22 protein-coding genes and 1 pseudogene are annotated in these 21701 nt (G+C 39.3%); 4 read left to right on the top strand and 19 right to left on the bottom strand.

Features of this window, described 5'->3' with window-relative positions:
• Nucleotides 1-78: 78 nt before the first annotated feature.
• The 13 genes from AN619_RS14050 to AN619_RS13995 all read right to left on the bottom strand — a co-directional run bounded on the left by AN619_RS14050 (nucleotide 79) and on the right by AN619_RS13995 (nucleotide 12210).
• Nucleotides 79-732: a group II intron maturase-specific domain-containing protein gene (locus AN619_RS14050; protein WP_242867413.1), complete on the bottom strand. Its 654-nt coding sequence runs from the start codon at nucleotides 730-732 to the stop codon at nucleotides 79-81.
• Nucleotides 716-853 carry a hypothetical protein gene (locus tag AN619_RS16050; protein WP_157065026.1) on the bottom strand — a complete coding sequence of 46 codons (138 nt, stop codon included), beginning with the start codon at nucleotides 851-853 and terminating at the stop codon, nucleotides 716-718. Before AN619_RS16050 ends, AN619_RS14050 begins: the two co-directional genes overlap by 17 nt.
• 447 nt (nucleotides 854-1300) lie before the next feature.
• Entirely contained in the window at nucleotides 1301-2488 is a 1188-nt protein-coding gene (locus AN619_RS14045) for an aminotransferase-like domain-containing protein (RefSeq protein WP_068557896.1), read from the bottom strand.
• A 230-nt stretch (nucleotides 2489-2718) separates the two neighbouring features.
• Complete coding sequence (locus AN619_RS14040; RefSeq protein ID WP_198153323.1) at nucleotides 2719-2913, bottom strand: DUF951 domain-containing protein; 195 nt, start codon at nucleotides 2911-2913, stop codon at nucleotides 2719-2721.
• Nucleotides 2914-2935: 22 nt separating this feature from the next.
• On the bottom strand, nucleotides 2936-5212 hold the full coding sequence (locus tag AN619_RS14035; RefSeq protein WP_068557895.1) for an ATP-dependent Clp protease ATP-binding subunit: 2277 nt from the start codon (nucleotides 5210-5212) through the stop codon (nucleotides 2936-2938).
• 207 nt (nucleotides 5213-5419) lie between these two features.
• Entirely contained in the window at nucleotides 5420-6289 is an 870-nt protein-coding gene (locus AN619_RS14030) for a mechanosensitive ion channel family protein (protein WP_083525167.1), read from the bottom strand.
• A 29-nt stretch (nucleotides 6290-6318) separates the two neighbouring features.
• Nucleotides 6319-6579 carry a DUF3343 domain-containing protein gene (locus tag AN619_RS14025; protein WP_068557893.1) on the bottom strand — a complete coding sequence of 87 codons (261 nt, stop codon included), beginning with the start codon at nucleotides 6577-6579 and terminating at the stop codon, nucleotides 6319-6321.
• Nucleotides 6580-6588: 9 nt separating this feature from the next.
• Nucleotides 6589-7176: a sulfurtransferase-like selenium metabolism protein YedF gene (gene yedF, locus AN619_RS14020; protein WP_068557892.1), complete on the bottom strand. Its 588-nt coding sequence runs from the start codon at nucleotides 7174-7176 to the stop codon at nucleotides 6589-6591.
• Between the two features lie 125 nt (nucleotides 7177-7301).
• Nucleotides 7302-8003: a CvpA family protein gene (locus tag AN619_RS14015; RefSeq protein WP_068557891.1), complete on the bottom strand. Its 702-nt coding sequence runs from the start codon at nucleotides 8001-8003 to the stop codon at nucleotides 7302-7304.
• 13 nt (nucleotides 8004-8016) lie between these two features.
• A complete protein-coding gene (locus AN619_RS14010) occupies nucleotides 8017-9141 on the bottom strand; it encodes a DUF5711 family protein (RefSeq protein WP_068557890.1) in 1125 nt (374 codons plus the stop codon).
• Between the two features lie 102 nt (nucleotides 9142-9243).
• On the bottom strand, nucleotides 9244-10365 hold the full coding sequence (locus AN619_RS14005) for a SpoIIE family protein phosphatase (protein WP_068557889.1): 1122 nt from the start codon (nucleotides 10363-10365) through the stop codon (nucleotides 9244-9246).
• 201 nt (nucleotides 10366-10566) lie between these two features.
• Nucleotides 10567-11607, bottom strand: a complete 1041-nt coding sequence (locus AN619_RS14000; RefSeq protein WP_068557888.1) for a YkvI family membrane protein — start codon at nucleotides 11605-11607, stop codon at nucleotides 10567-10569.
• A gap of 126 nt (nucleotides 11608-11733) precedes the next feature.
• Entirely contained in the window at nucleotides 11734-12210 is a 477-nt protein-coding gene (locus tag AN619_RS13995) for a DsrE/DsrF/DrsH-like family protein (RefSeq protein WP_068557887.1), read from the bottom strand.
• Between the two features lie 754 nt (nucleotides 12211-12964).
• Here AN619_RS13995 and AN619_RS13985 point away from each other — a divergent pair.
• A pseudogene (locus AN619_RS13985) lies at nucleotides 12965-13543 on the top strand (transposase); the annotation flags it as partial.
• Nucleotides 13544-13704: 161 nt separating this feature from the next.
• Here the strand turns inward: AN619_RS13985 and AN619_RS13980 are convergent.
• Nucleotides 13705-15048 (bottom strand): aminotransferase class V-fold PLP-dependent enzyme, encoded by a 1344-nt coding sequence (locus AN619_RS13980; protein WP_068557885.1) that lies wholly within the window; start codon nucleotides 15046-15048, stop codon nucleotides 13705-13707.
• Nucleotides 15049-15277: 229 nt separating this feature from the next.
• Here AN619_RS13980 and AN619_RS15725 point away from each other — a divergent pair, with 229 nt between their 5' ends.
• Nucleotides 15278-15445 (top strand): Spo0E family sporulation regulatory protein-aspartic acid phosphatase, encoded by a 168-nt coding sequence (locus AN619_RS15725; RefSeq protein WP_083525154.1) that lies wholly within the window; start codon nucleotides 15278-15280, stop codon nucleotides 15443-15445.
• A 44-nt stretch (nucleotides 15446-15489) separates the two neighbouring features.
• Here the strand turns inward: AN619_RS15725 and AN619_RS13975 are convergent, their stop codons facing one another.
• From AN619_RS13975 to AN619_RS13955, 5 genes are all read right to left on the bottom strand, one after another.
• Entirely contained in the window at nucleotides 15490-16443 is a 954-nt protein-coding gene (locus AN619_RS13975) for a calcium/sodium antiporter (protein WP_068557884.1), read from the bottom strand.
• Nucleotides 16444-16583: 140 nt separating this feature from the next.
• Nucleotides 16584-16958, bottom strand: coding sequence for a hypothetical protein (locus tag AN619_RS13970; RefSeq protein WP_068557883.1), 375 nt, complete (start codon nucleotides 16956-16958; stop codon nucleotides 16584-16586).
• 313 nt (nucleotides 16959-17271) lie between these two features.
• Nucleotides 17272-17910 carry an SdpI family protein gene (locus AN619_RS13965; protein ID WP_068557882.1) on the bottom strand — a complete coding sequence of 213 codons (639 nt, stop codon included), beginning with the start codon at nucleotides 17908-17910 and terminating at the stop codon, nucleotides 17272-17274.
• Nucleotides 17897-18175: an autorepressor SdpR family transcription factor gene (locus AN619_RS13960; RefSeq protein ID WP_083525153.1), complete on the bottom strand. Its 279-nt coding sequence runs from the start codon at nucleotides 18173-18175 to the stop codon at nucleotides 17897-17899. Before AN619_RS13960 ends, AN619_RS13965 begins: the two co-directional genes overlap by 14 nt.
• A gap of 164 nt (nucleotides 18176-18339) precedes the next feature.
• Nucleotides 18340-19233 carry a nucleoside hydrolase gene (locus AN619_RS13955; RefSeq protein ID WP_068557881.1) on the bottom strand — a complete coding sequence of 298 codons (894 nt, stop codon included), beginning with the start codon at nucleotides 19231-19233 and terminating at the stop codon, nucleotides 18340-18342.
• Nucleotides 19234-19476: 243 nt separating this feature from the next.
• On the opposite strand from AN619_RS13955, the gene AN619_RS13950 reads away from it, so the two are divergent.
• On the top strand, nucleotides 19477-20715 hold the full coding sequence (locus tag AN619_RS13950; RefSeq protein ID WP_068557880.1) for an ABC transporter substrate-binding protein: 1239 nt from the start codon (nucleotides 19477-19479) through the stop codon (nucleotides 20713-20715).
• A 4-nt stretch (nucleotides 20716-20719) separates the two neighbouring features.
• Nucleotides 20720-21595 (top strand): ABC transporter permease, encoded by an 876-nt coding sequence (locus AN619_RS13945; protein ID WP_157065024.1) that lies wholly within the window; start codon nucleotides 20720-20722, stop codon nucleotides 21593-21595.
• The last annotated feature ends 106 nt before the right edge of the window (nucleotides 21596-21701 follow it).

Raw genomic sequence — 21701 nt, 5'->3', positions numbered from 1 at the left:
GGAGGTAGATAATTATTTTATCTACCGACCTCTCACACCACCGTACGTACCGTTCGGTATACGGCGGTTCAACAGGAATTAATGTACTTGCTTATACCTTTTATGAATACTTGTATAACCTATGGTTTCAAGATAAGTATTTGTAAGAGTTGTGCTAAGTATCGGGCTATTGGATATTCTCCAGTAGCCTTTTCTTGTATTAGCGTATTCCCATGCTTTTTGTTCATTGGCTCCAAGTCTCTTGAGGTTATCATGCTTGGTCTTTATTTTCTTCCACTGCTTCCAAAAGCACATTCTTAGCCTTCTTCGTGTCCATTCATCAAGTTCTTTTGTTAACTTACTTATATCAGCTATTCCAAAGTAATTAATCCACCCAATTATGCACTGCTTTAATTTTTGCATTCTATAATCTATGCTTTTCCCTGTACTTCTTGAGGTGATTTCTTTTATCTTTGCTTTAAACTTGTTTATAGACTTCTGGTGTACTCTTATTCCTATCTTTCCGTAAAATTGATAGAAGGTAAACCCTAGAAATTTTCTTTTCCATGGTCTATCCACTGCACTTTTATCTCTGTTTACCCTAAGTTTTAGCTTCTCTTCTAAGAATTTTGTTAAACTAGCCATGATTCGTTCTCCTGCCCTTTTGCTTCTGACGTAAATATTGCTATCATCCGCATAACGGCAAAATTTATGTCCCCGCTTTTCAAGTTCTCTATCAAATTCTTTTTCCACTTTCAAATGCCGTAGAAATACTATGCACTCCCATGGTTTCTCGGAATTCCATTCCTACCTGCCATGACCAGTCCTCATATGAAGTTTTCTGCAATCTTCGCATTTCTCTCGAATTTTTCAAGTTTCTAAGACCTCCTATTGTTCAGTCCTTCCTAGAGCATTCATGACTGCTCTGGTACTATGACCTCTGCTGACTTCTCATGATAAATCTTGTTTCAACCATGCTTCGAAGTTCATCTTTGCATGTCCATGAGACCTCCCCAGGTAAGAACGATAACCTTCATCTCATCTATCTGCCCCATTTACTCCTTGAAATTCGTGTAGTGTTGGACTTTGTTTTGTCTTGCAAACTCGTCCGTTCCAAGAAGCCTTATATGTGGTTCGTGTTCCTCAGACCGAGACTTTGCCTAGGGCTTCCTTCAGATTCCACCTCACGATGGACACCCTTGCCTTCGGCTAGTGGTTCCCACTACCAAGCCCACAGCGGACTTTCACCGCCAAGTTACCGCCCATGCTGGGCGCACACAAACAAGAAGTCGTATTTCATCCATACGACTTCTTGTTATTCTTACTTTTGAAGTTCTTCTCTTAATACCTCGCCTAATCTCTTAATACCTTCTACAATCTTATCTTCAGGCATATTGGAATAGTTTAAGCGGAATGTATTTTCACGTCCTCCATTAGGGAAGAAAGATCCTCCGGGAACGAAAGCAACATTCTTCTCCAATGCCTTGACCATCAGCTCTCTGGCGTTAATATGGGCCGGCAGCTCCACCCATGTAAACAACCCGCCCTCCGGATAAGTGAATTTTGCTTCCGGCGGGAAAGTTTCCTTCATGGTATTGATCATGAGATCACGGCGTTTTCTATAGATATCCTTAATTTTTTCCACGTGTACATCCAAATCATACATATTTAAGTATGCATCTAATTCTCTTTGAGAAATAGAGCTGGATTGCAGGTCTGCCCCCTGCTTCACCAAGATATACTTATTTAGAATTTCATGGGAAGCAGCTACCCAACCGATTCTTAACCCAGGGCAGAAGGTCTTGGAGAAAGTTCCCAAATATACAACTCTGCCCTCTGTATCGAAGGATTTGATAGACGGCGGGATTTCTCCTTCAAATCTTAGCTCTCCATAGGGATTGTCCTCGATAATTGGCAAATCATATTTATTTGCAAGTTCAACCAGTCTCTTACGTCTTTCTACAGGCCATGTTCTACCTGTTGGATTTTGGAAGTCCGGAATTACATAGATCATTCTCGCCTGTGGTGTCTTTTCTAAAATTTTTTCTAACTCTTCCATGATCATTCCATGGTCGTCTGTAGGAACTTCTACAAATTCACACTCATAGGCCTTGAAAGCATTGATAGCTCCTAAATAGCTTGGACTTTCGCAAATTACCACATCACCGGGATTTAAAAAAATCTTTCCGCTAAAATCCAAGCCCTGTTGGGAACCGCTGGTAATAAGAATATCCTCAGCCGTTGCCTGAATACCGAATTTGGCCATCCTTGCTGCAATTTTTTCTCTCAAAGGCAAATATCCTTCTGTCGTACTATATTGAAGTGCCTGTCTTCCTTCGTCTTCTAATACCTTGAATGTCACTTTTTTCATTTCCTCCACAGGGAACAGTTCCGGTGCCGGTAGCCCGCCTGCAAAAGAAATAATTTCTGGTCTTGTGGTCAACTTTAATAATTCACGTATCTCAGAAGCTTTGATTCTTTCCATACGCTTTGCGTATTGAATTGCCATTTTCCAAAGCACCTCCACAATAAAATTTCAATGAGGAAAAGGTTTGCCCGACCAATTATCCATTATTATTATATCATGAATCCCGTGTTTTTTGTGGGGATTTTTAAAAAATTTTTGTATACATGCAACAAAATTTGTAAGAAAATTCTGTGTTTTGCTGCCGAATACTTGAAATCTCTCTATGGACCATCAAAAGGTTTTGCATATTTTTCCACAGGAATATGTTGGAGTTATACTTCTTTTCTTTCTAAAATCTTTTTTATTCTCTTCTCTAAGTTTACCCTGGAAATCCAAACCTGCTTATCGCAGCCCAGGCATCGGATGCGGAAATCCATTCCTGTCCTCATGATTTCAAATTTATTATTCCCACAGGGATGATTTTTTTTTACCTCAACAATATCTCCCAATCTTAAATCCATCGGCATACAACCTCATCCTTTCTTTTTCCTACAACTCTTTTTGTAACACAATTTTTCCCTTTTCCATTTCCATTTTTATATGGGTCCCCTCAACCAAATGATTTTTCAGGTATTGTTCTGCAATTTCATCTTCAATGTATCTTTGAATTGTCTTTCGCAAGGGTCGTGCACCATATTTTTCACTATATCCCTTTTCCAATATAAATTCCTTAACTTCGTCTGAAATCTCTATGGTCATGCCTTTTTCCTTTACTTCTTCCACCACTTCCTTCAGCATAAGATCTACAATTTGACAAAGTTCTTCCCTGGTAAGGTGGGAAAATACAATAATCTCATCTACCCTATTCAAAAATTCGGGCCTGAATGTTTCTCTAACAGCATCCTTTATACGGCTTTCCAAGGCTTCATATCCTTCCTTTGCAAAACCAATACCATAGGATTTCAAATGAGTTCCGGCATTGGATGTCATGATGATGACAGTGTTGTCAAAGTGTACGGTTCTGCCCTGGCTATCCGTCAGTCTTCCATCCTCTAGAATTTGCAGCAGTATATGAAAAACATCGGGATGGGCCTTCTCAATCTCATCCAATAAAATCACAGCGTAGGGTTTTCTTCTCACCTTTTCCGTCAATTGGCCTCCCTGATCATGTCCTATATATCCCGGCGGTGCCCCGATCAACTTGGATACCGTGTGTTTTTCCATGTATTCCGACATATCCACCCGGATCATGGCTTCTTCACTGCCAAAAAGCTCTGCCGCCAAGGCCCTTACCAACTCCGTCTTTCCTACCCCCGTAGGCCCTACAAAAATAAAGGATGAAGGTTTTTTCCTTTTTCTAAAGCCGGAACGGTTTCGCCGTATGGCCCTGGCCAGACTGGCAATAGCCTCATGCTGGCCGATGACCCGCTCGTGGAGTTTATCCTCTAATGCTAAAAGTTTCTGAGCCTCTTTCTCCGTAATCTTTTGCACGGGGATCTTTGTCCATGCCTCAATCACGGCAGCCACATCCTCCACGGTAATCTCACTTTCGCCTGATTGTTTCTCAATTTCTTCTATTTTTTCCTGGATTGCACACTCCTGCATCTTGTATTGGGCTGCCCTTTCATAGTCATTGTCTCGGGCCGCAGCCTCAATTTGTTCCTGTATTTTTCCCAATTCCTCCTTCAGGGCTTCCAGTTCCACAAGTCCTTGATTCCTCAGATTCACTTTTGAGCCGGCCTCGTCAAGAACATCAATGGCTTTATCAGGCAAATATCTATCCGTTATATATCTTTCCGACAGCCTTGCTGCCGCTTCAATGACTTCATCGGATATCTTTACCTTGTGGAAATCCTCATAATAGTCCTTGATTCCTTTTAAAATCTCGATGGTTTCCTCTATGTTAGGCTCCTCCACCAGTACTGGCTGAAATCTTCGTTCCAAGGCAGAATCTTTCTCAATATGCTTTCTGTATTCTTCAAGGGTCGTTGCCCCGATGATTTGTATTTCTCCCCGGGCAAGGGCAGGCTTCAAGATATTGGCTGCATTCATCACGCCCCCATGGACCTCTCCTGCTCCCATGATGTTGTGAACTTCATCAATCACCAAAATGATATTGCCACACTCCTGGGCTTCGTTGATAATGGCCTTCATTCGGCCCTCAAACTGACCCCTAAACTGGGTGCCAGCCACAATGGCCGTCAGATCCAAAAGATAAACCTCCCTATGAAATAACTTGGCCGGAACCTGCTTCTCAACAATACGAACTGCCAAGCCTTCTGCAATGGCAGTTTTCCCTACCCCCGGCTCTCCGATCAGTATGGGATTGTTTTTTGACCTTCTGTTGAGAATTTGTACAACCCTGTCTATCTCCCTATGTCTTCCGATAATCTTGTCTATTTCTTGATTTCTGGCCTTTTCCGTCAAGTTTGTTCCATACATTTCTAGGTACTTCTTCTTTCCTTTGGCCTTCTTATCTTTGGACTTATCCTTTACACTGGACCCTTGCTTCCTGCCTTCGGCCTCATCCTCCCTATAGCCTATGGCATCAGCGGGAGAGAAAGAACCGTTGAAAAGATCCATTAACGTCTTATTTTCATCAAAACCCTCCATCTCCATATCATCAAAGGTATCGTTCATTTGCTCTGTTAAGCTTTCCACCTCTTCCCGGGTCATGCCTGTCTGCTCCATGATCTGGTCAATTACAGGAATCCCCAGTTTTTTAGCGCATTCTATACACAAACCTTTCATTTCAGACTTTCCATGTTCAATTTTCGTCGCAAAAACAACTGCCATGTTTTTATGGCACATAGAACATTTTTTCATACAAACCCTCTCCATTATTTTCATAATATCGTCAAATTTATTGATTAAAAATGCTCAAAGTTTTTCCCTTTTATAAATTGCGTAATTTTTCCAAAAATTATTCTGGACTATCCTTTATAATAGAAATGATCACTTTCAAATTTACTTTATTATAACATAAATTCATCATGGAAAAATATAACCCGGGATCTTTTGCCCGGGCTTTCTTTATCTTCGATCTGCCGACTGGATGATTACCCTTCTGGGATAAGGAATCTCAATGCCTTTTTCATCCAATCTTCTCTTTATTCTCTTTCTTAATTCCCTCTCAATCGCCCACTGCTCCATAGGTACAGTTTTGGCCATAATAGAGATGACGACTTCCGATTCTCCCAGCTTCGTCACTCCCAGAACCGTAGGTCCTTCCAAAATCTTATCATTTTCCTGGGCCACTTCCTGACATACTTCATCCAATACGCGGATGGCATTGTCTATATTCTCCTCATAGGCAATGCTCACGTCCACCCAAGCCCGCATGTTTCCACGACATTTATTGGTTACCTTGTCGATGGAACCATTGGGAATAATATGGAGGTCCCCATTAAAATCCCGGATCTTGGTCACTCGCAAGGCCATTTCCTCTACGATTCCCGACTTGCCCCCCGTTTCAATATAGTCTCCTACATGAAATTGGTCCTCCAGCAGGATAAAAAAACCCGTAATGACATCCCGCACCAGATTCTGGGCGCCAAAACCAATGGCCAAGCCGCCGATTCCTGCTGCCGCAATAAGGGAAGAAACCTTTACCCCCAGCGTTTCCAAAATGGGCGTAAAGGCAATGAAATAAATGGTATATCTCAAAATGCTCTTGGTGATTCCCTTTAAGGTATTAAATCTCTTCTCCTCTCCAATGATTTTGAGTTTTTCCCTATTGTTAAAAAATTTATCTACCACTACATTCATAAATCGAATGGCTATGATTGCCACAAATAGAATCAGTACAATTTTCACCAATTTGCCTGTATATTCCGCCAGTTTATCAGGATGGGTATACAAGATAAGCACTTCTTGAAGTTTATGAAGAATACTTTGATACATTTCTTTCAAATGAACCTCATCCCCCTCCATCAAGATACTTTTGTCACATGCCTGCCGTTACTTGATTTTTCTATGCGAAAAACCTTGTATTCTCCTTGGTCTTCTTTCAGCATTTCCATCACAGGATCAAAAATAGCCTTTGAAAACTTGATGGAAAGACCACAACTGGCACTGATTTCTCTGGGCGTAGGAATCATTTCCACCGGAAATCTGCCCTTTAGCAACTTCTCTGTTTTGAGGGCATGGTGGGTAGAATCAAAAGAGATTACATAAAATTCTTTTTCCAACATAGCCTTCCTCTATATCTTTACCGTATTTTTTGCACTGTTCATTTTCTCTACAATGGTATACATATTGGTTACACCGCCAACCAACAGTTTGTTTTTCAGATTAAAATAATCTAGACAAGTACCGCAGGATAAAATCTCCACTCCGTCACCCTCCATTTGTCTTAAATAGTGGATGACCTCAGATCCTTCCGTCGTCAGCTTCACACCAGAATTGACAAATAGGATTGCCTTGGGATAGGGCTGACTCTCCGTCAATGTGTAGATAAATCCTTTCATAAGTACTTTGCCCAATTCAAAAGCACCCTCTCCCATGACTTCACTGGCGATCAGCAGCACCATATCCTTTTTATTGATTGGCTTCATGGCGGTTTCTTTTCCCATATCCTCTTTATAAATATTGATATAAAAATTCCCATCATGTTCTCTTACATCTACATGGTAAGCCATGCTTTGGGCCAGTTTGATTACATTTTCCTTTGCAACTTCATTATCGACAATGGTAGTAACGCTGCCTTCCTTCAAAGTATCCAATATTTTTTTTGTCTCAATTACGGGCTTCGGGCAGCCCATGCCCCTCGCATCAATTTGTCTGTTCATTTTCTTTCCTCCGATTCTTTCGTTGAAATAATCCTACGTTTATTATATCGATAATCTTCCCTTCCATTCTATAGATTTTATCTATGAATCTCCGTATTTCTATAAATTTTATCTATGTTTCTCCGCTATATTTCTGTGAATTTCTCAAACATGGCAATAATGGGATTATGATTGTATAAATATTTTCCTAAAACAGAGGCATCTACACCCTCGGTAAAGATATTCTTTTCGGCCATGGCTGCAAAGGGAGTGATCATCGTAAGAAAAATCAAGACGATAAACAACCCCTTCATCACCCCTAGGGATAACCCTCCCAATCGATTCATTCCGTTTAAAACAGGCAAGGATGCAATCCCATTCAGCCCATAGGCCAACAGATTCAAAATGATTTTTATTGTCATAAATAAAATCAAGATACTGATACAATCAATAAACATCCGGGTGAGCACATCGGCAATATAACTCTGAACCCCCTCCATGGCCTTGGCACTATAGTCTTGTATCACTTCATTCTTCATCAGCAGGGTCTCCAAGCCTTTAGGAAACCGCAGCACTTGAAATATATTTTCACCGGGAACCATACCCATGGAAGCTCCTTCTCCGGCAATGGCTATCTTTATTCTTCTCCACACCATATCATGGAAAAACAGAAAAAACTTCGGGTTTTTCATCATATAGGCCGAGAGCACAGGATGGTACATCTTAGCAACAAATCCCGCAATCAGAAAGCCCATCATACTAAAAAAAGTATAGATCAGACCCCTCTGCCAGCCATGCATTCCATTGATAAAAAGAATTACCAGAATCAACACATCCACCCAGCTCATGCCTACACCCCTATCATTTTTTTATTCGCATCATTTCCAGCCTGTTACTTAACACCAAGACCATAGTATCATTGGTCAACATACAAACATTTTGAAGATCATTGTAGACTTTTTTCTCTCCCAGCCCTTTGCCTTCCTTAGAGAAGACATATAGGGTTCTTCTTGTAAAGGTGACTATATTTTTTCCCCTTGTATCAATACCCAATATATCTCCCTTTATTGCAGTCCTCCCCAATTCTTTCCCATCCATATCTACTGCCAGAAGATAATTGCGATTTTTGGTATCAATCATCATCTTTTTATTATTGACCAAACTGAGTACGGCAAAACCCTGAGGATTCCATGCCATTTTATGGACTGATCCGTCGATTTCTCTGCTCCATAACAATCCCTTTTCTTTTTCAAAGGCCATCAGATGCCTATCGCCTACATGGAACAATCTGTTGTCCCCATGGAAAAAAAGCTTTGTGATAATCTCGTTTTCGTATAGATTGCCCCCCAACAGCTTTCCCTTTGCTCCATAGAGAATCACATTGGTTTTTAGTTGATCATTTTCCACATCCAGTACCGATAGGGCAACCATCTCTCCATCCTTTGAAACTGCCCCATCTACAATATGTCCTTTATTCAAGTGGATAATCCCCTTTTGTTGTCCCTTGGGATCATAGATAAAAATTGTTCCTCCAAGTTCTTTTTCCTCACCCCATAAAACCATGTATCCTTGGTTGCAGGCCATGTCCCGAAAGGCTTTTCCCGGCTTTACATAAAAAACTACATTCCCCAGGGTATCAAAACTGTAGATTTCCCCCTTGTCCTTATCCCCCAAAAACAACAGCTTGCCACTGCTGTGTAAAATAGGATTTTCAATCCTTTGCTCCTTTTCCCATATCATCTGACCCTGGCTGTTATATACCGCCAGCTTTCCCTGATTGTATAGGGCAATATGGTTTTCAAAGGGTTGTATGATGGTATCCTCATTTTTTTGATAGGGGATAGTACCTATTTTTTTTAATTCCAACTCTCCCCGGCCCGTCAAGGTTTTGATCCAAGCAATCCCCTTGGTGCTGCCAAATATAAAAATGGTAATAGTCAATGTTGCAATTATCCATCTTCCCCATGGTTTTCTTTTCCGTACCATTTCTTCTCCTCCTGCAGAATTCCTACATTTCATGATAAATTTCTTCTGAAAAAAAGAGAGCTGGCAGCAACCGAACTCTCCTTTTTGCTTTTTCCTTATTTCTTAGCCTATGATTTCACCTGCCATAATAGCAATATCATCCTTTATCTCCTCTGTGGCAAAATGTTTCACCCTATCAATTACCGCATCAATCAATAGTTCGGTGCCTTTGTCCCTATTTTCTAGGCACACCTCTAAAACCTTTGTATTTTGGAAAAATCCTTCTTGCACATTGTATGCTTCAGAAATTCCATCGGTATAAAAAAGTAGCTTGTCCCCCTTTTCTAGGATAACTTGCCTTTTCTCATAATCTACCTCTTCAAAAATGGTACAAATGGGCAATCCCCCGATGGAAATCTCCTCTACCCCATTCTTGTTGATGAGTATAGGCATACAGTTATGGCCGGCATTGGCGTAGGTAAAAAGCCGTGTGCCTTTGTTATATACCCCGTAGAATATGGTAATATAGTACTGGTCGTCAATATTTAACTCCCGGTAGCGGTGGTATAGATACTGCAGGGTTACCGCCGGATCTATGGCCTTGTCCCCTAGATTTTTTAAGGTTTGCCGGATAAACATCGTCATCATGGAAGAAGTGACACCATGGCCGGAGACATCGGCAATATACATCCCGAGATCATCATCGTTGATTTCAATAACATCATATACATCCCCACCCAAAATCTCACTGGGAATATATTTCGACGCAATCTTTAAGGTATGGTTGTATATCCTGTTTTCCGGCAATATTTTATGCTGCAGCTGTTTTGCAAAATTCAGATCACTCTTCATTTTTTTGTTTTGCTCCAAGAGCAATCGCTCCATAGCCCTTTTTTCCGTTACATCCCGAAACACTTCCACAGCACAATATATATTATTATTTTCATCACGTATGGGAGAGCTTATCACCGAGAAAATTCTACCGTCAACAATTTCTTCCTTTGCAATAGATTTTCCATCAAAAATCGCACGATTGGAAATGCAATACTCACAAGGTTTATTTTTCCCAAGGGCTTTATAACATTCCTGGCCTATTCTGTCTCCCACATATTTCCGCATGGGTTCGTTCATAAAAATAACCCTGTTGTTTTGATCAATCACCCGTACCCAATCCTTCATTCCCGATAAAATATCTTCAAAAAACTTCCGCTGCTTGATTAGTTGACTCTCCAGCTCTTTGCTCATATAGGCATCTCCTCAAACTCATTACTATGTATTCTATTATTCGAGCAAACTTGTAAAATTCCTCCTAGGGAACTCCTTAGGTGCTTAAATCCTGCAAATATCCCCCTGGAAAACCTTACTTCACCGTTGCTGGCAGCGTTATCCCAATGATTCATAGTTGTAGAAAAAATCTTATTCTCTTGAAAATGATAGTCCTAAAATTTATGCTTTAGAAAATGATTGAAAAAACATAGCACATACAATGAAGATGCCGATGTATCCAAATAAGGGGTATAGGGTATGGATCAGGTTTTTGAAACCAAAACTTGCCAAGGGTATGGCAGCAATACAAAATGCTAAGGATGTCCATACATGTCCAATTCCCAATGTATCCTTTATGCCTTCTATGCAAACAAATCCATTGGCGATGGCCGTTGTCAGCATAGCCAACCACAGGAGAATTCCATAACCAATTTTGACATTCTCTCCCAGCACTGCCACAACGGCCATCATGGGAATCTCCACACCGCTGATGTCCGTATATAAAATCAACATAGGCACCAATAGGAAAAATGCCAATAACCCCAGGCCCAATCCTCCTAAGATTCCTCCTCCCACGGCTACTCTTTTATGTTTTATCAAAGGCAATAAAGAAGCCATGACAGCAATGGCGCCAATACTGTTATAGCTTACATACAAAAGAGATGAAGTCAGCCAGTTGCCGGTCATACCGGTAAAAATTGCCCCGGAGGCATTGCTCATAGTAAAATTGTTTTGAGCTATCACCATGCTTCCAATGGATAAGATCCCAAGCAACAGAAGAGGAACAACCAGACTGTTTACAAAAGCCAAGCCGCTGATGCTAAAGATAAAGGTGATAAAGGCAGCGATCGTCATCGCCCAAATCCCTATCCCTTTTCCCAAGCCGAACTGTTCCTGAAATAGGGCCCCACTCCCCGCCAGCATGACACAATAGCCCGATAGCAATAGCAAGTATAAAACGACCTTCACCATCCTTCCCAGTTTCGGCCCCAACACCGATTGAAGCAACTCCTCAAAGGATTTCAGGCGTGCGGAATAGATCTTTAACAATATCAAACTGCCAGTAAGGCTGAATAAAATCGAAGCGATGGCAATCCCATACAAACCTTTGACGCCATATCGGGCAAAAAACTGCATGATTTCTTGCCCTGAAGCAAAGCCAGCGCCAATTACTGTTCCCATATAGATACTGGCTATCTTGAAGGTATTTGACTTATACATATGGGCCCTCCTCTTTTATTGATAATTCATTTTATGTCTAGGCAAGGGCTTTTCATGATAAAATTAAGGAATAAAAATTGCCTGCCTATACCCTTCCTTCCATAATGATATAAGCAGGCTCTTTGATTATATAAACAACTGGATATCCGATTCTAAAGCCTCTTGGATAAAGGTTTCCGCCGTTACTACTTCCAATTCCGGAATCAACTCTTCCTGTTTTAGGCCCATAATCTCCATGGACAGCTTGCATCCATAAAATTTTACTCCTTTTTTTCTCGCTCCTTCCACGAAATCAATTAAGCGAGGAGCTTCATCATCTCGCATCATTTCCAAAAGCATTTGCTTTCCCAATCCGCTGAAATTCATTTTTGAAAGAGGCAAATCCTCGGGTCCTTTTGGGGTCAGTGCTCCAAACATCTTTTCAAAATTGGTCTTGTCCTCCATGGTCCCATGCTCAGGATTTCTTAAAATAAACAGTCCCCAAAAAGCAAAAAATATACTGACCTCTATATTCATCTCCCTGGCAGAATTGGCCAATATAAAGGCTGCTAAGGCTTTATCATAATCTCCGCTAAACATCAAAAGGGTCATTTTTTTATCCAAAGAATGATACCTCCTCTTTTATAGGAACAAGCCTTTTTCCATTTTATAAGTTTATTTTGCCCATCCTGCCGTTTTTTCATGCCGTGAAAATGAAATTTCAAACAAAACAAAAAAACCTTCTCTTTGGAAGGCAATATTGCACAAATTTTAACTTTATACACCGCTATTCACCAAATGCAGCCACAAAAGTTCTATGACAATAAAGGAGATTGTGATGATCCAAGTAAACACGATAAAAATGATATCTTTTTTTATATTTTCGTCCTGTTTCTTTCTACGAAACCATGAAAGTCCTTCTTTCAAAGACCATATAAAGCTTATAACAGATAGGAGCAATACAAGGAATGTTCCAAAATAAAATCCCGTTGCTCCATGAAATATCGGAATATAAACGGTCCAAAAATCTGTGATTTGATTGAGAATGAATACAAAAATGGATAGCAAAGCGATTAGGAAAAACTTATATTTACATATGTCCATTGAATAACTCACCACCAAAGCCTTTTTATTTTTATTTAAAAAGTAAAATTTCCTTCTGTTCACAAGTTAATTTCCCTTTATTGGCCGAGGCTTTCAATTACCAATATTAAAATTCATAAACTGTAAATAATCTTTAATCTAATATTATCATATCTTGCACCAATAAATTTTTTTATGTTCTAGATTAATGGTTTTTTCAATTTCAAAATTATTTAAATTTATAATAACGTATGTTTTACAAAATACCGGCGGATGAAAAAATGCCCGATCCGACTTAACTCAAAAACTTACCCATCAAGCCAAAGAAGTTGTTATGGGCAACCGGGTAATCCCTGACAGGCTGGTAAGCTTTTTTGACCCCGAAGCCAGGCCGATAAAGAAAGGAAAACTTTCAAAGAATACGGAATTTGGCTACAAGCTTCGGATAGACGAAACAGAAAGTGGATTTGTAACAGGCTATGAAATATACCAGGGAAATCCGTCAGATGACACATTGCTTATCCCTGCAGTAGAAAACCATCAACGGCTATTTCAAACTGTGCCCAATGCAGTAGCAACGGATAGAAGTTTTAGCAGCAAAGACAATGAAAAAGAATTATCGGAAAAGGGTGTTCGACATATCAGCTGCCCTACAAGGGGGAAAAAGAGTCAGAAGAGAACGGACCATGAAAAGCGTCCATGGTTTCAAAGCCTGCAAAGGTTTCGTGCGGCCGGTGAAGCCAAAATCAGTTTGCTAAAAAGAAGGTACGGCTTGAGTCGAAGCCGATATAGGGGTCTTTTTGGCTCAAAAACCTGGATTGGATTTGGGATCTTGGCCCATAACCTAAGAAGAGCCGCTCAGATGGCAAAATAAAGGGAAAATCCCAAGAAGTTGTTTAAAAATTTCTAATATATGCGGATAGATAAATCGAAAATATTGAGTTTTTCAGGGGAAACTAGTTCTAGTGTGATGGCCCCAAAATATTTTCCATAAAAAAAATAATGCATAACGCCAACCAAAAAAATATTCGGACTTTATGCACGATTTAAGATTTTTTTGTATTTCAAAAGGTAATCATCCCTATGGGCGGCAATTTTGTGAAGCATCTGCACCAAAACATTGATTTCATCATAATGGTTATAAATCCCAAAGCTAATACGAACCATCCCAGGGTGATCCATTTTGGGATCTTGAATGCGTTTTTTCACTTCTTCCCCAGGTATATTCAACAACCTTTGAACATACGGCTGGGCACAAAAACAACCGTTTCTTACAGCAATCCCTGCTTCATAGGAAAGAATTGCAGCCAAAATATCATGGGGCATCCCTTCAATATTAAACGGAATGATGGCCACACGATCCTGGCAATCCTCTTTATTGCCGTACAACCTAAGACCCGGTACAGTTCTGATCCTGCACAATGCATAATCCGTCAGACTTCTTTCATATCTTTCTACATTTTCCATGCCGATGCTCTCCAACATTCTGACAGCCGCTGCTAAGGCCACAACGCCAATGATATTGGGGGACCCGGCCTCTTCCTTGTGGGGCGGTTCTGCCCAGCGAATGAAATCATGAGTAACAATTTCTATCGTTCCTCCCCCCACGTCGGCCGGTACCCCTTGTTCAAAGACAGATTTGGGTCCAATCAATACACCTATGCCAAAGGGAGCATACATTTTATGGGCAGAAAAAACAAGGAAATCAATATGTTCCGGCGAGCCATCGGGCTTCATATCAAAAGGCACATGGGGAATCAATTGGGCTCCATCTACCAGTATTTTCCCATGATATTGATGCACCAGGGCGGCAATCTTATGGATTGGATTCCTATATCCCGTCACATTGGAAGCTCCCGTTACTGCTACCAAAGCAATAGAATCCTTGTATTTCCTTAACTTCCTTTCCAAATCCTCCATAGAAAGTCTTCCGCACTCATCAATGTCAATATAATCTACCTTGTATTTATCCCTCCAGGGAAGATCATTGGAATGATGTTCCATGCAGGTGGACAGTACAACCTTCTTTTTTCCCTCTTCACAGAAACGATAAGCAAGCTTATTGATAGCCTCCGTTGTATTTTTTACAAAAATAACTGTATTTTTTTTGGGGTCAGCCTTGACAAATCGGGCTATCACGTCCCTTGACTGCTCATATAGATTTGATGAAAACTGGGATTTATATCCTGTTCCACGATGAATGGAAGAATACCATGGGGCAAAGCGGATAATTTCCTGCAAAACCGATACAAAGGGCGGTGTGGTGGCAGCATTATCAAAATTTATAGCCGTAACATAGCTGCCATTTATCAAAGGAATTTTTGTATTGACACCTACTACCAAATTCCGAAAGTTTGTCTTGTATTTTACAAAATTCATGAATACCTTCACCTACTTATAGCCTTTTACTATCTATTGTATTCATGAAAAATGTAATGGTGATACCAAAATATCGTCTGAAATCTCCCTCGATTGTTTTCCACAGCATATCTAGTGAAAAATTTAGCATGTTTTATAAAATTAACATGCTTTTTTTATAAATACTATTTTAAGATTTAACAAAATAGTATAATAGTTCTATCAATGTACATCAGAAAGAAGGGGTGTCATGGATAAAATTGAACAATTAAAAATGCAAATGGAATCATTACGCGATCAATTGTCCCAATTGCTGGATCGGCATAATAGCCTTCATGCACAGGAATTAATCCAGCTTAGCGATCAGCTTCACCAAATGATGAACGAATATTACAAACTTTTAGGATTGGATAGATAGTGATTGTCTATTTTTTGTTAATATTGATTTTTATTCATTTATCTTTATTTTCTTGCAATGATATAAACTGTATATAGTATATAAGAAAGCAAGAGAATTAGGCCTTCTGCCTTGGTTATCTTATGATGGGTTCTTGAAAAAATCAGCAAAAGAACTGTATATCCAATCATCAAGTTTAGATCAAAGAAAATTTTTTGTTCTACGGGTATCGATGTAATTATCGATGAAATTCCCAGGATAAACAGGATATTGAAAATATTGCTTCCTACAATGTTGCCTACAGCAATTTCACTCTGTTTTTTCAAAGCCGCCACAACGGAAGTAATCAATTCCGGCAAGGATGTTCCAACAGCTACAATCGTTAATCCGATCAGAGTTTCACTCATGCCGAATTGCTGGGCAATCTTGATGCTGTTTCGAATAACGATTTCTCCGCCCAATATAATAGCACCCAGTCCGCCCCCTGCAAACAGTATTTGTTTGGTCATGCTTCCTGCAGGTTTCTCGATCTCTTCGGTGCTTTGCTCACGACTGTGAAGCGCCACTTCCAGCAGATAGTATATGAATATAGAAAAGAAGGCAAGAAGTACAATACCATCTGCTCTTGTAATGGTGTTGGTTTGATATCCCTGCAGCCCCATATCCGCCGCCAAGACCAATAAAAGAATACTGGACAACAATGCAAAAGGAATTTCTTTTTTCACCGTTTCCCGTTCTACCTGCAAGGGATACAGCAAGGCAGTAATGCCGACAATCAATGAAATATTAAATATATTGCTTCCCACTACATTCCCCAGAGCAATGCCATTGTTTCCTTTGATGGCAGCCCCGATACTGACCGCTGCCTCCGGTGAACTGGTTCCGAAAGCCACAATCGTAAGACCAATCAGTATCGGCGGAATTCTCAAAATTCTTGCAATCTCTGATGCTCCTTCTACAAAATAATCTGCACCTTTCATCAGTAATACAAATCCAATAATCAATAAAATATATGCCATTTTTTCCTCCTGTTTGATTTTTACTACTTATTTTTGCTTTGTATACCCCATATTTTTGACAATAGGCACAAAATTATGTGCATTGGAAAACCATGGATATCATCATCTCTTCCACCTTAGATTGCAGCAAAATCTTCTGCCTATTTCATCGTCTTGCCAGATTTCAGCCACTTCTCCCAGCGCTCGTCATCACTGCTATAGGTGGCAACCTTTCTCTTTTCCAGCATCCCCCGAACAATAAATCCTAAAATCAAAGGAATTGACGCACTGGTCATATATTTTATGATTTCTTCTAAACTATGTCCCTTTTCTAAAAATTCCTCCAAAGCATAGTCTGCAAAACTACTAAGATAAAAGGCCTCACAGTAGTCCAACAATGCCCAACTGAAAAAAATCAGCAGTACTGCATTCAACAAAGTGCTGCGGTCCTTGAAATGAATCATCAAATATTTTACGCTAAAGATGATGGGTATAAATACAAGAATGATATTTATCATGGAAAGCACTCTGTACACAGGTAAACCACCCTCTTTTTTCCATAATAAGATATGGGTTTTTTACTTTTTATAACCAATGATATGCTATTTTTTACAGATAGGCCGGATCGTATCAATGGATATAAAAAAATAATTCCATATTTTTTAGAAAATTCCTTTTTCATTATTTCAGGAGAATAAAAATATTTTTTATCGCCGTCATGAAAATATTTTTTCTATCCACTTATAGATGCTATAGAACACCACTACGATATATGGCTATCCTCAAGGACCTTCTCTTTGCTCGCTGAATATGTCCATCGATTACAATTTATATGCAGAAATTTTTCTCCTATTCTTCTTTTGTAATCCTCTTATATAAAAAATAGGAATAGACATTGGTATATATCAAGGGAATAAATAGTCCCAACATCAGCGCGATAAAAGCAATGGAATCTCTTAGAAAAATAGTAAAAACAGCAATAATCCCGGATAAAATAAAGGCATATCCCCCAATCCGGTGAGTTTTTTTCCATACCTGCTCATTGGCCAAGGTCCATGGATTTTTTATGCCAAAAAAATAATTCTGACGAATTTGGCTCATATAGTTTCCGGTGACGATAAATAAGAATCCCATTCCCAATCTGACCAATATACCTACGTTTAGTGAATATCCCAGTGCTACTGCCACCGTAATCCAATGAATTGCTATTAAAAATAATGTGATAAAAATTTGAAAAATCTTGTAAGCCCTTTCATGTTTCAAGTATGCTGCTTTTTTAGGATCTATTTTCGGCAAAAAAAACATCAACAAATACAATCCCAAAGGCAGTATCGCCGTCAGAAATAAAAACCCTTTACTCTGATAGCGGTCAATCTCTCCTTTAAAATTCCAATGACCTGGCACCATTTCCGGCACATATGGATACACAATTGCCGTACCGATCACCGATAAAAGAATGAGGACTATCAGCCACTTATTGATTTTCATCAGATTCTCCCCTTTCCATAAATTCAAAAAACCACTGCATAACTTCCTGAAAAATTGTGGTATTTAGAGAATAATATACATTTTGGCCCTGTTTTTCACTTAGAACCAAACCCGCTTGTTTTAGCAAATTTAAATGATGACTAATGGAGGGTTTGCTGATATAGAAGGCATCGGCAATCTCTCCGGCAGATAAATCCCCCTCTCTTAGCATTTTCAAGATTTTTCTTCTCGTAGGATCGGCTAAGGCTTTAAAGATATCATTCAAAATCTAACCCTCCTTCTCCTCGGTATTTATTGTATTATTCTATTTGAATAGCCTATTTAGATATTTATATATTTAGATAAATATCTAAATATATTATATTTCTTTTTTATCCCCTTCGCAACCCCTATTTTTATGGCAAACAACCTATATGAAAGCTCCGATGCCTACTTTCTTTCGTCAAATGCATATGCTACATTTGCCCATGTGTTGAATATGATCTCGTTAAATTCCTCGATATTATTGATTGCCGTCGGCATATTTACCCTGTAGCCTTTGTTTGAATTGTTATCAATTTTCAGCAGTCCCGTTTTTAAATCCTCCGACGTAGACACAAGATTTGTGATGTTTGTATCGAACAACTGAGGATTTGTAAGATAGACACCTGCAACAATATCCCAATTGTAAAAGCCTTTGATTCCAAATTCTTTCATGATATATACAAACCAGTGATTCGTCTTGTTCCTTATATATTGATATATTTTTATGTCATGACTTTCCATAAGTCTTTTATATTCCTTTTCTCCAAAAAGTGCCTGGAGACAGATATGGCCTGTGATCACTGTAACTTTTGCACCTGAACTTAATACTTGATAGGTTGCTTCCGGATCACAGGAAAAATTAAGCTCATCCAGTTGCTTCCCATTTATCATCAGCGGGTTGGTAATTCCACCCATAAGAATGATTTGTTTTGCATGGTGAAAGAAATTGCTGTCAATTTCATATGCGCCGAGCAGATTTGTAAGGGAACCCGTTGCCAGGACAGTAATTTCCCCCGGAGATTCAGCAGCCTTTTCAGCTAAAAATTCTGCCGCTTCACTATGTCTGTTCTTCGGAGAAGAAGCACCCCGCAGCAGAGGTATATCTTGAATCGATAACTCATGAAACATCCGTAACGTATTATCATAAACAATATCCATTGTGCTGTTTCCATAAGTTGTCGTAACACCTGATATGCAAACATCTTTTCTTCCTAGCAAATATAAAAAGGTAAGTCCATCGTCCACATCCCTTTCTTTTACTCCCATCGTATTATCGCAGTCATATATGATTTTGTGCATTTTCCATCCCCTCACTTTTTATAGTTTTTCACCCATTTTATCATAGCAGCTGATATAATAGAAAGAAAGTGCAACACATTATAATATATCATTATCCTATATAATAATTTTGTATAGGTATCTTTTGATGAAGTAATATATAATAGACATGACGGTTTGTTTATTATTTAACAGACAACCAATCGTCCTTAAAGGAGTGAGAGGCATTGGCTGCTAATAAAAATACGGAAAGGAAGAAACAAAATGAAAAAATCAATTCTTTTATTCCTTGCCTTATTGCTTATTATCAACTTCGCCGGATGTACGTCTAGAGACGAAAAGCCAACGGCACAAATTACAGCGGAGGACTGGAACAGCATTTTAGAAAAAGCCAAAGGAACAACCGTAAACTTTTATGGATGGGGTGGAAGCCAAAAAGTTAATGAATGGATCGACAATTATGTAAGCAGGAAATTGAAGGAGGAATATGATATCATCCTGAACAGAGTACCGATGGATATCGATGATATTTTAAATAAATTATTAGGTGAAAAGCAGCTCAACAGCAAAGAGGGAACCATTGACATTGTTTGGATCAATGGTGAAAACTTCTTTACAGCTAAAAGAAATGGCCTGCTTTTCGGACCCTTTGTAGATGATCTCCCAAATTACAAGAAATATGTGGATACAGAATCCATAGAAATAAAATATGACTTTGGATTTCCTGTAGAGGGATATGAGGCTCCTTATGGAAAGGCCCAATTGGTATTGATTGGAGACCAGGCCCAAATAGTCCAGTTTCCTAGGAACCATGAAGAACTGTTTGAAATGGTGAAAAACAATCCTGGAAAATTTACATATCCTGCACCTCCTGATTTTACAGGAAGTGCCTTTGTAAGAAATATCATTTATGATATTGTGGGCTATAAACAATTTATGAATATGGAAGCCGATAAACAAAAAGTTGCGGAAGTTATAAAGCCTGCCATGGACTATTTAAAGAAGATAAAACCATACCTGTGGCAAGAAGGAAAAACTTATCCGGCAACAGTAGCCCAATTGGATAATATGTATGCCGATCATGAAGTTTTCATGACCATAAGCTATAATCCAAACCATGTTGCATCAAAGATTGGAACGGGAGAATTTCCTACTACATCACAAGCTTTTATATTTGAAAAGGGAACCATCGGCAATACTCACTTTTTGGCTATCCCTTATAACGCAACGAATAAAGAAGGAGCACTGGTGGCCATTAATTTTCTCCTTAGTCCAAAAGCCCAAGCTTCGAAATATGATCCTAAAAACTGGGGCGATTTGCCTGTTTTAGATAACGGTAAATTCAGTGATGAAGAAAAAAAGCTTTTCCATGATGTAAAACTGGGTGAAGGCGTATTGCCTCAGGACATACTCCTTGCCCACAGATTACCGGAGATACCGGCCCATCTCATTCCAATCATAGAAGAAATCTGGCAGGAAAACATACCTGTAGAGGGTGAATAGGAAATTGTATAATAAATTAAAGCCTTATATCATGTTAACCCCCGTATTGGCAGTAATCTCCTCTGTATTCATATCAGGTTTGGTCATGGGTTTTTTGCAAAGTTTAGGGCATTTCTCCGTAATAGGCATGAAACAGTTTACTTTCAAATACTATAAAGAAGTCTTTATGGATAGGGGTTTCCTAGAATCGTTGAAATTCAGCTTGTATATCTCCTTTGTATCTTCCGTCACAGCTGTAATCGCGGGAGCTCTGTTGGCTTATTCTATTTTGCAGAACAAACATAACAAAGGAATCGAACAGCTATTATACAAACTGCCTGTGATTGTCCCCCACTCCGTTGCAGCTTTGCTTGCGTATAATATGCTGGCCCAAAGCGGAATAGCATCCAGGATTTTATACCATATGGGCATCATCAATGCACAAACGGATTTTCCTTCTCTGGTATTTGATAAAAATGGTGCAGGAATCCTATTCGCCTATTTATGGAAAGAAATCCCTTTCGTTGCCATGGTTGTATATGCCATATGGCGCAATATGAATGATCAGTTATCTGAAGCTGCACTGAATTTAGGAGCAAACAAAAGACAGGTTTTTTGGCATGTACTTTTGCCCTTGGCCATGCCAACCATTGCATCCACCTTTATCATCATATTTGCATTTTCCTTTGGAGCCTTCGAGATTCCATATCTTCTGGGGCCAACGGCTCCCAAAACCTTGCCTGTAAAGGCTTATATCGAATATACAAATCCTGATTTAACCCATAGACCTTATACAATGGCTATCAATATGATATTGACTTTGATTTCTCTCTTTCTGCTATGGTTGTACAATAAAGCATTCCAATTGATTTCAAAATATAACCATGAAAGCAGGACATAGGGCACAGGACCTCTATAGGAAAGGTGGATTTTATGGGCAAAAACATGGTTTTCAAAATCATATTCAATATATTCCTCCTCTTATTAATCTTTCCCCTATTCATTAT

This window comes from Thermotalea metallivorans, from assembly GCF_001562415.1.
GTDB classification, from domain to species: domain Bacteria; phylum Bacillota; class Clostridia; order Peptostreptococcales; family Thermotaleaceae; genus Thermotalea; species Thermotalea metallivorans.
This window is presented reverse-complemented; position numbering and strand designations above follow the sequence as displayed.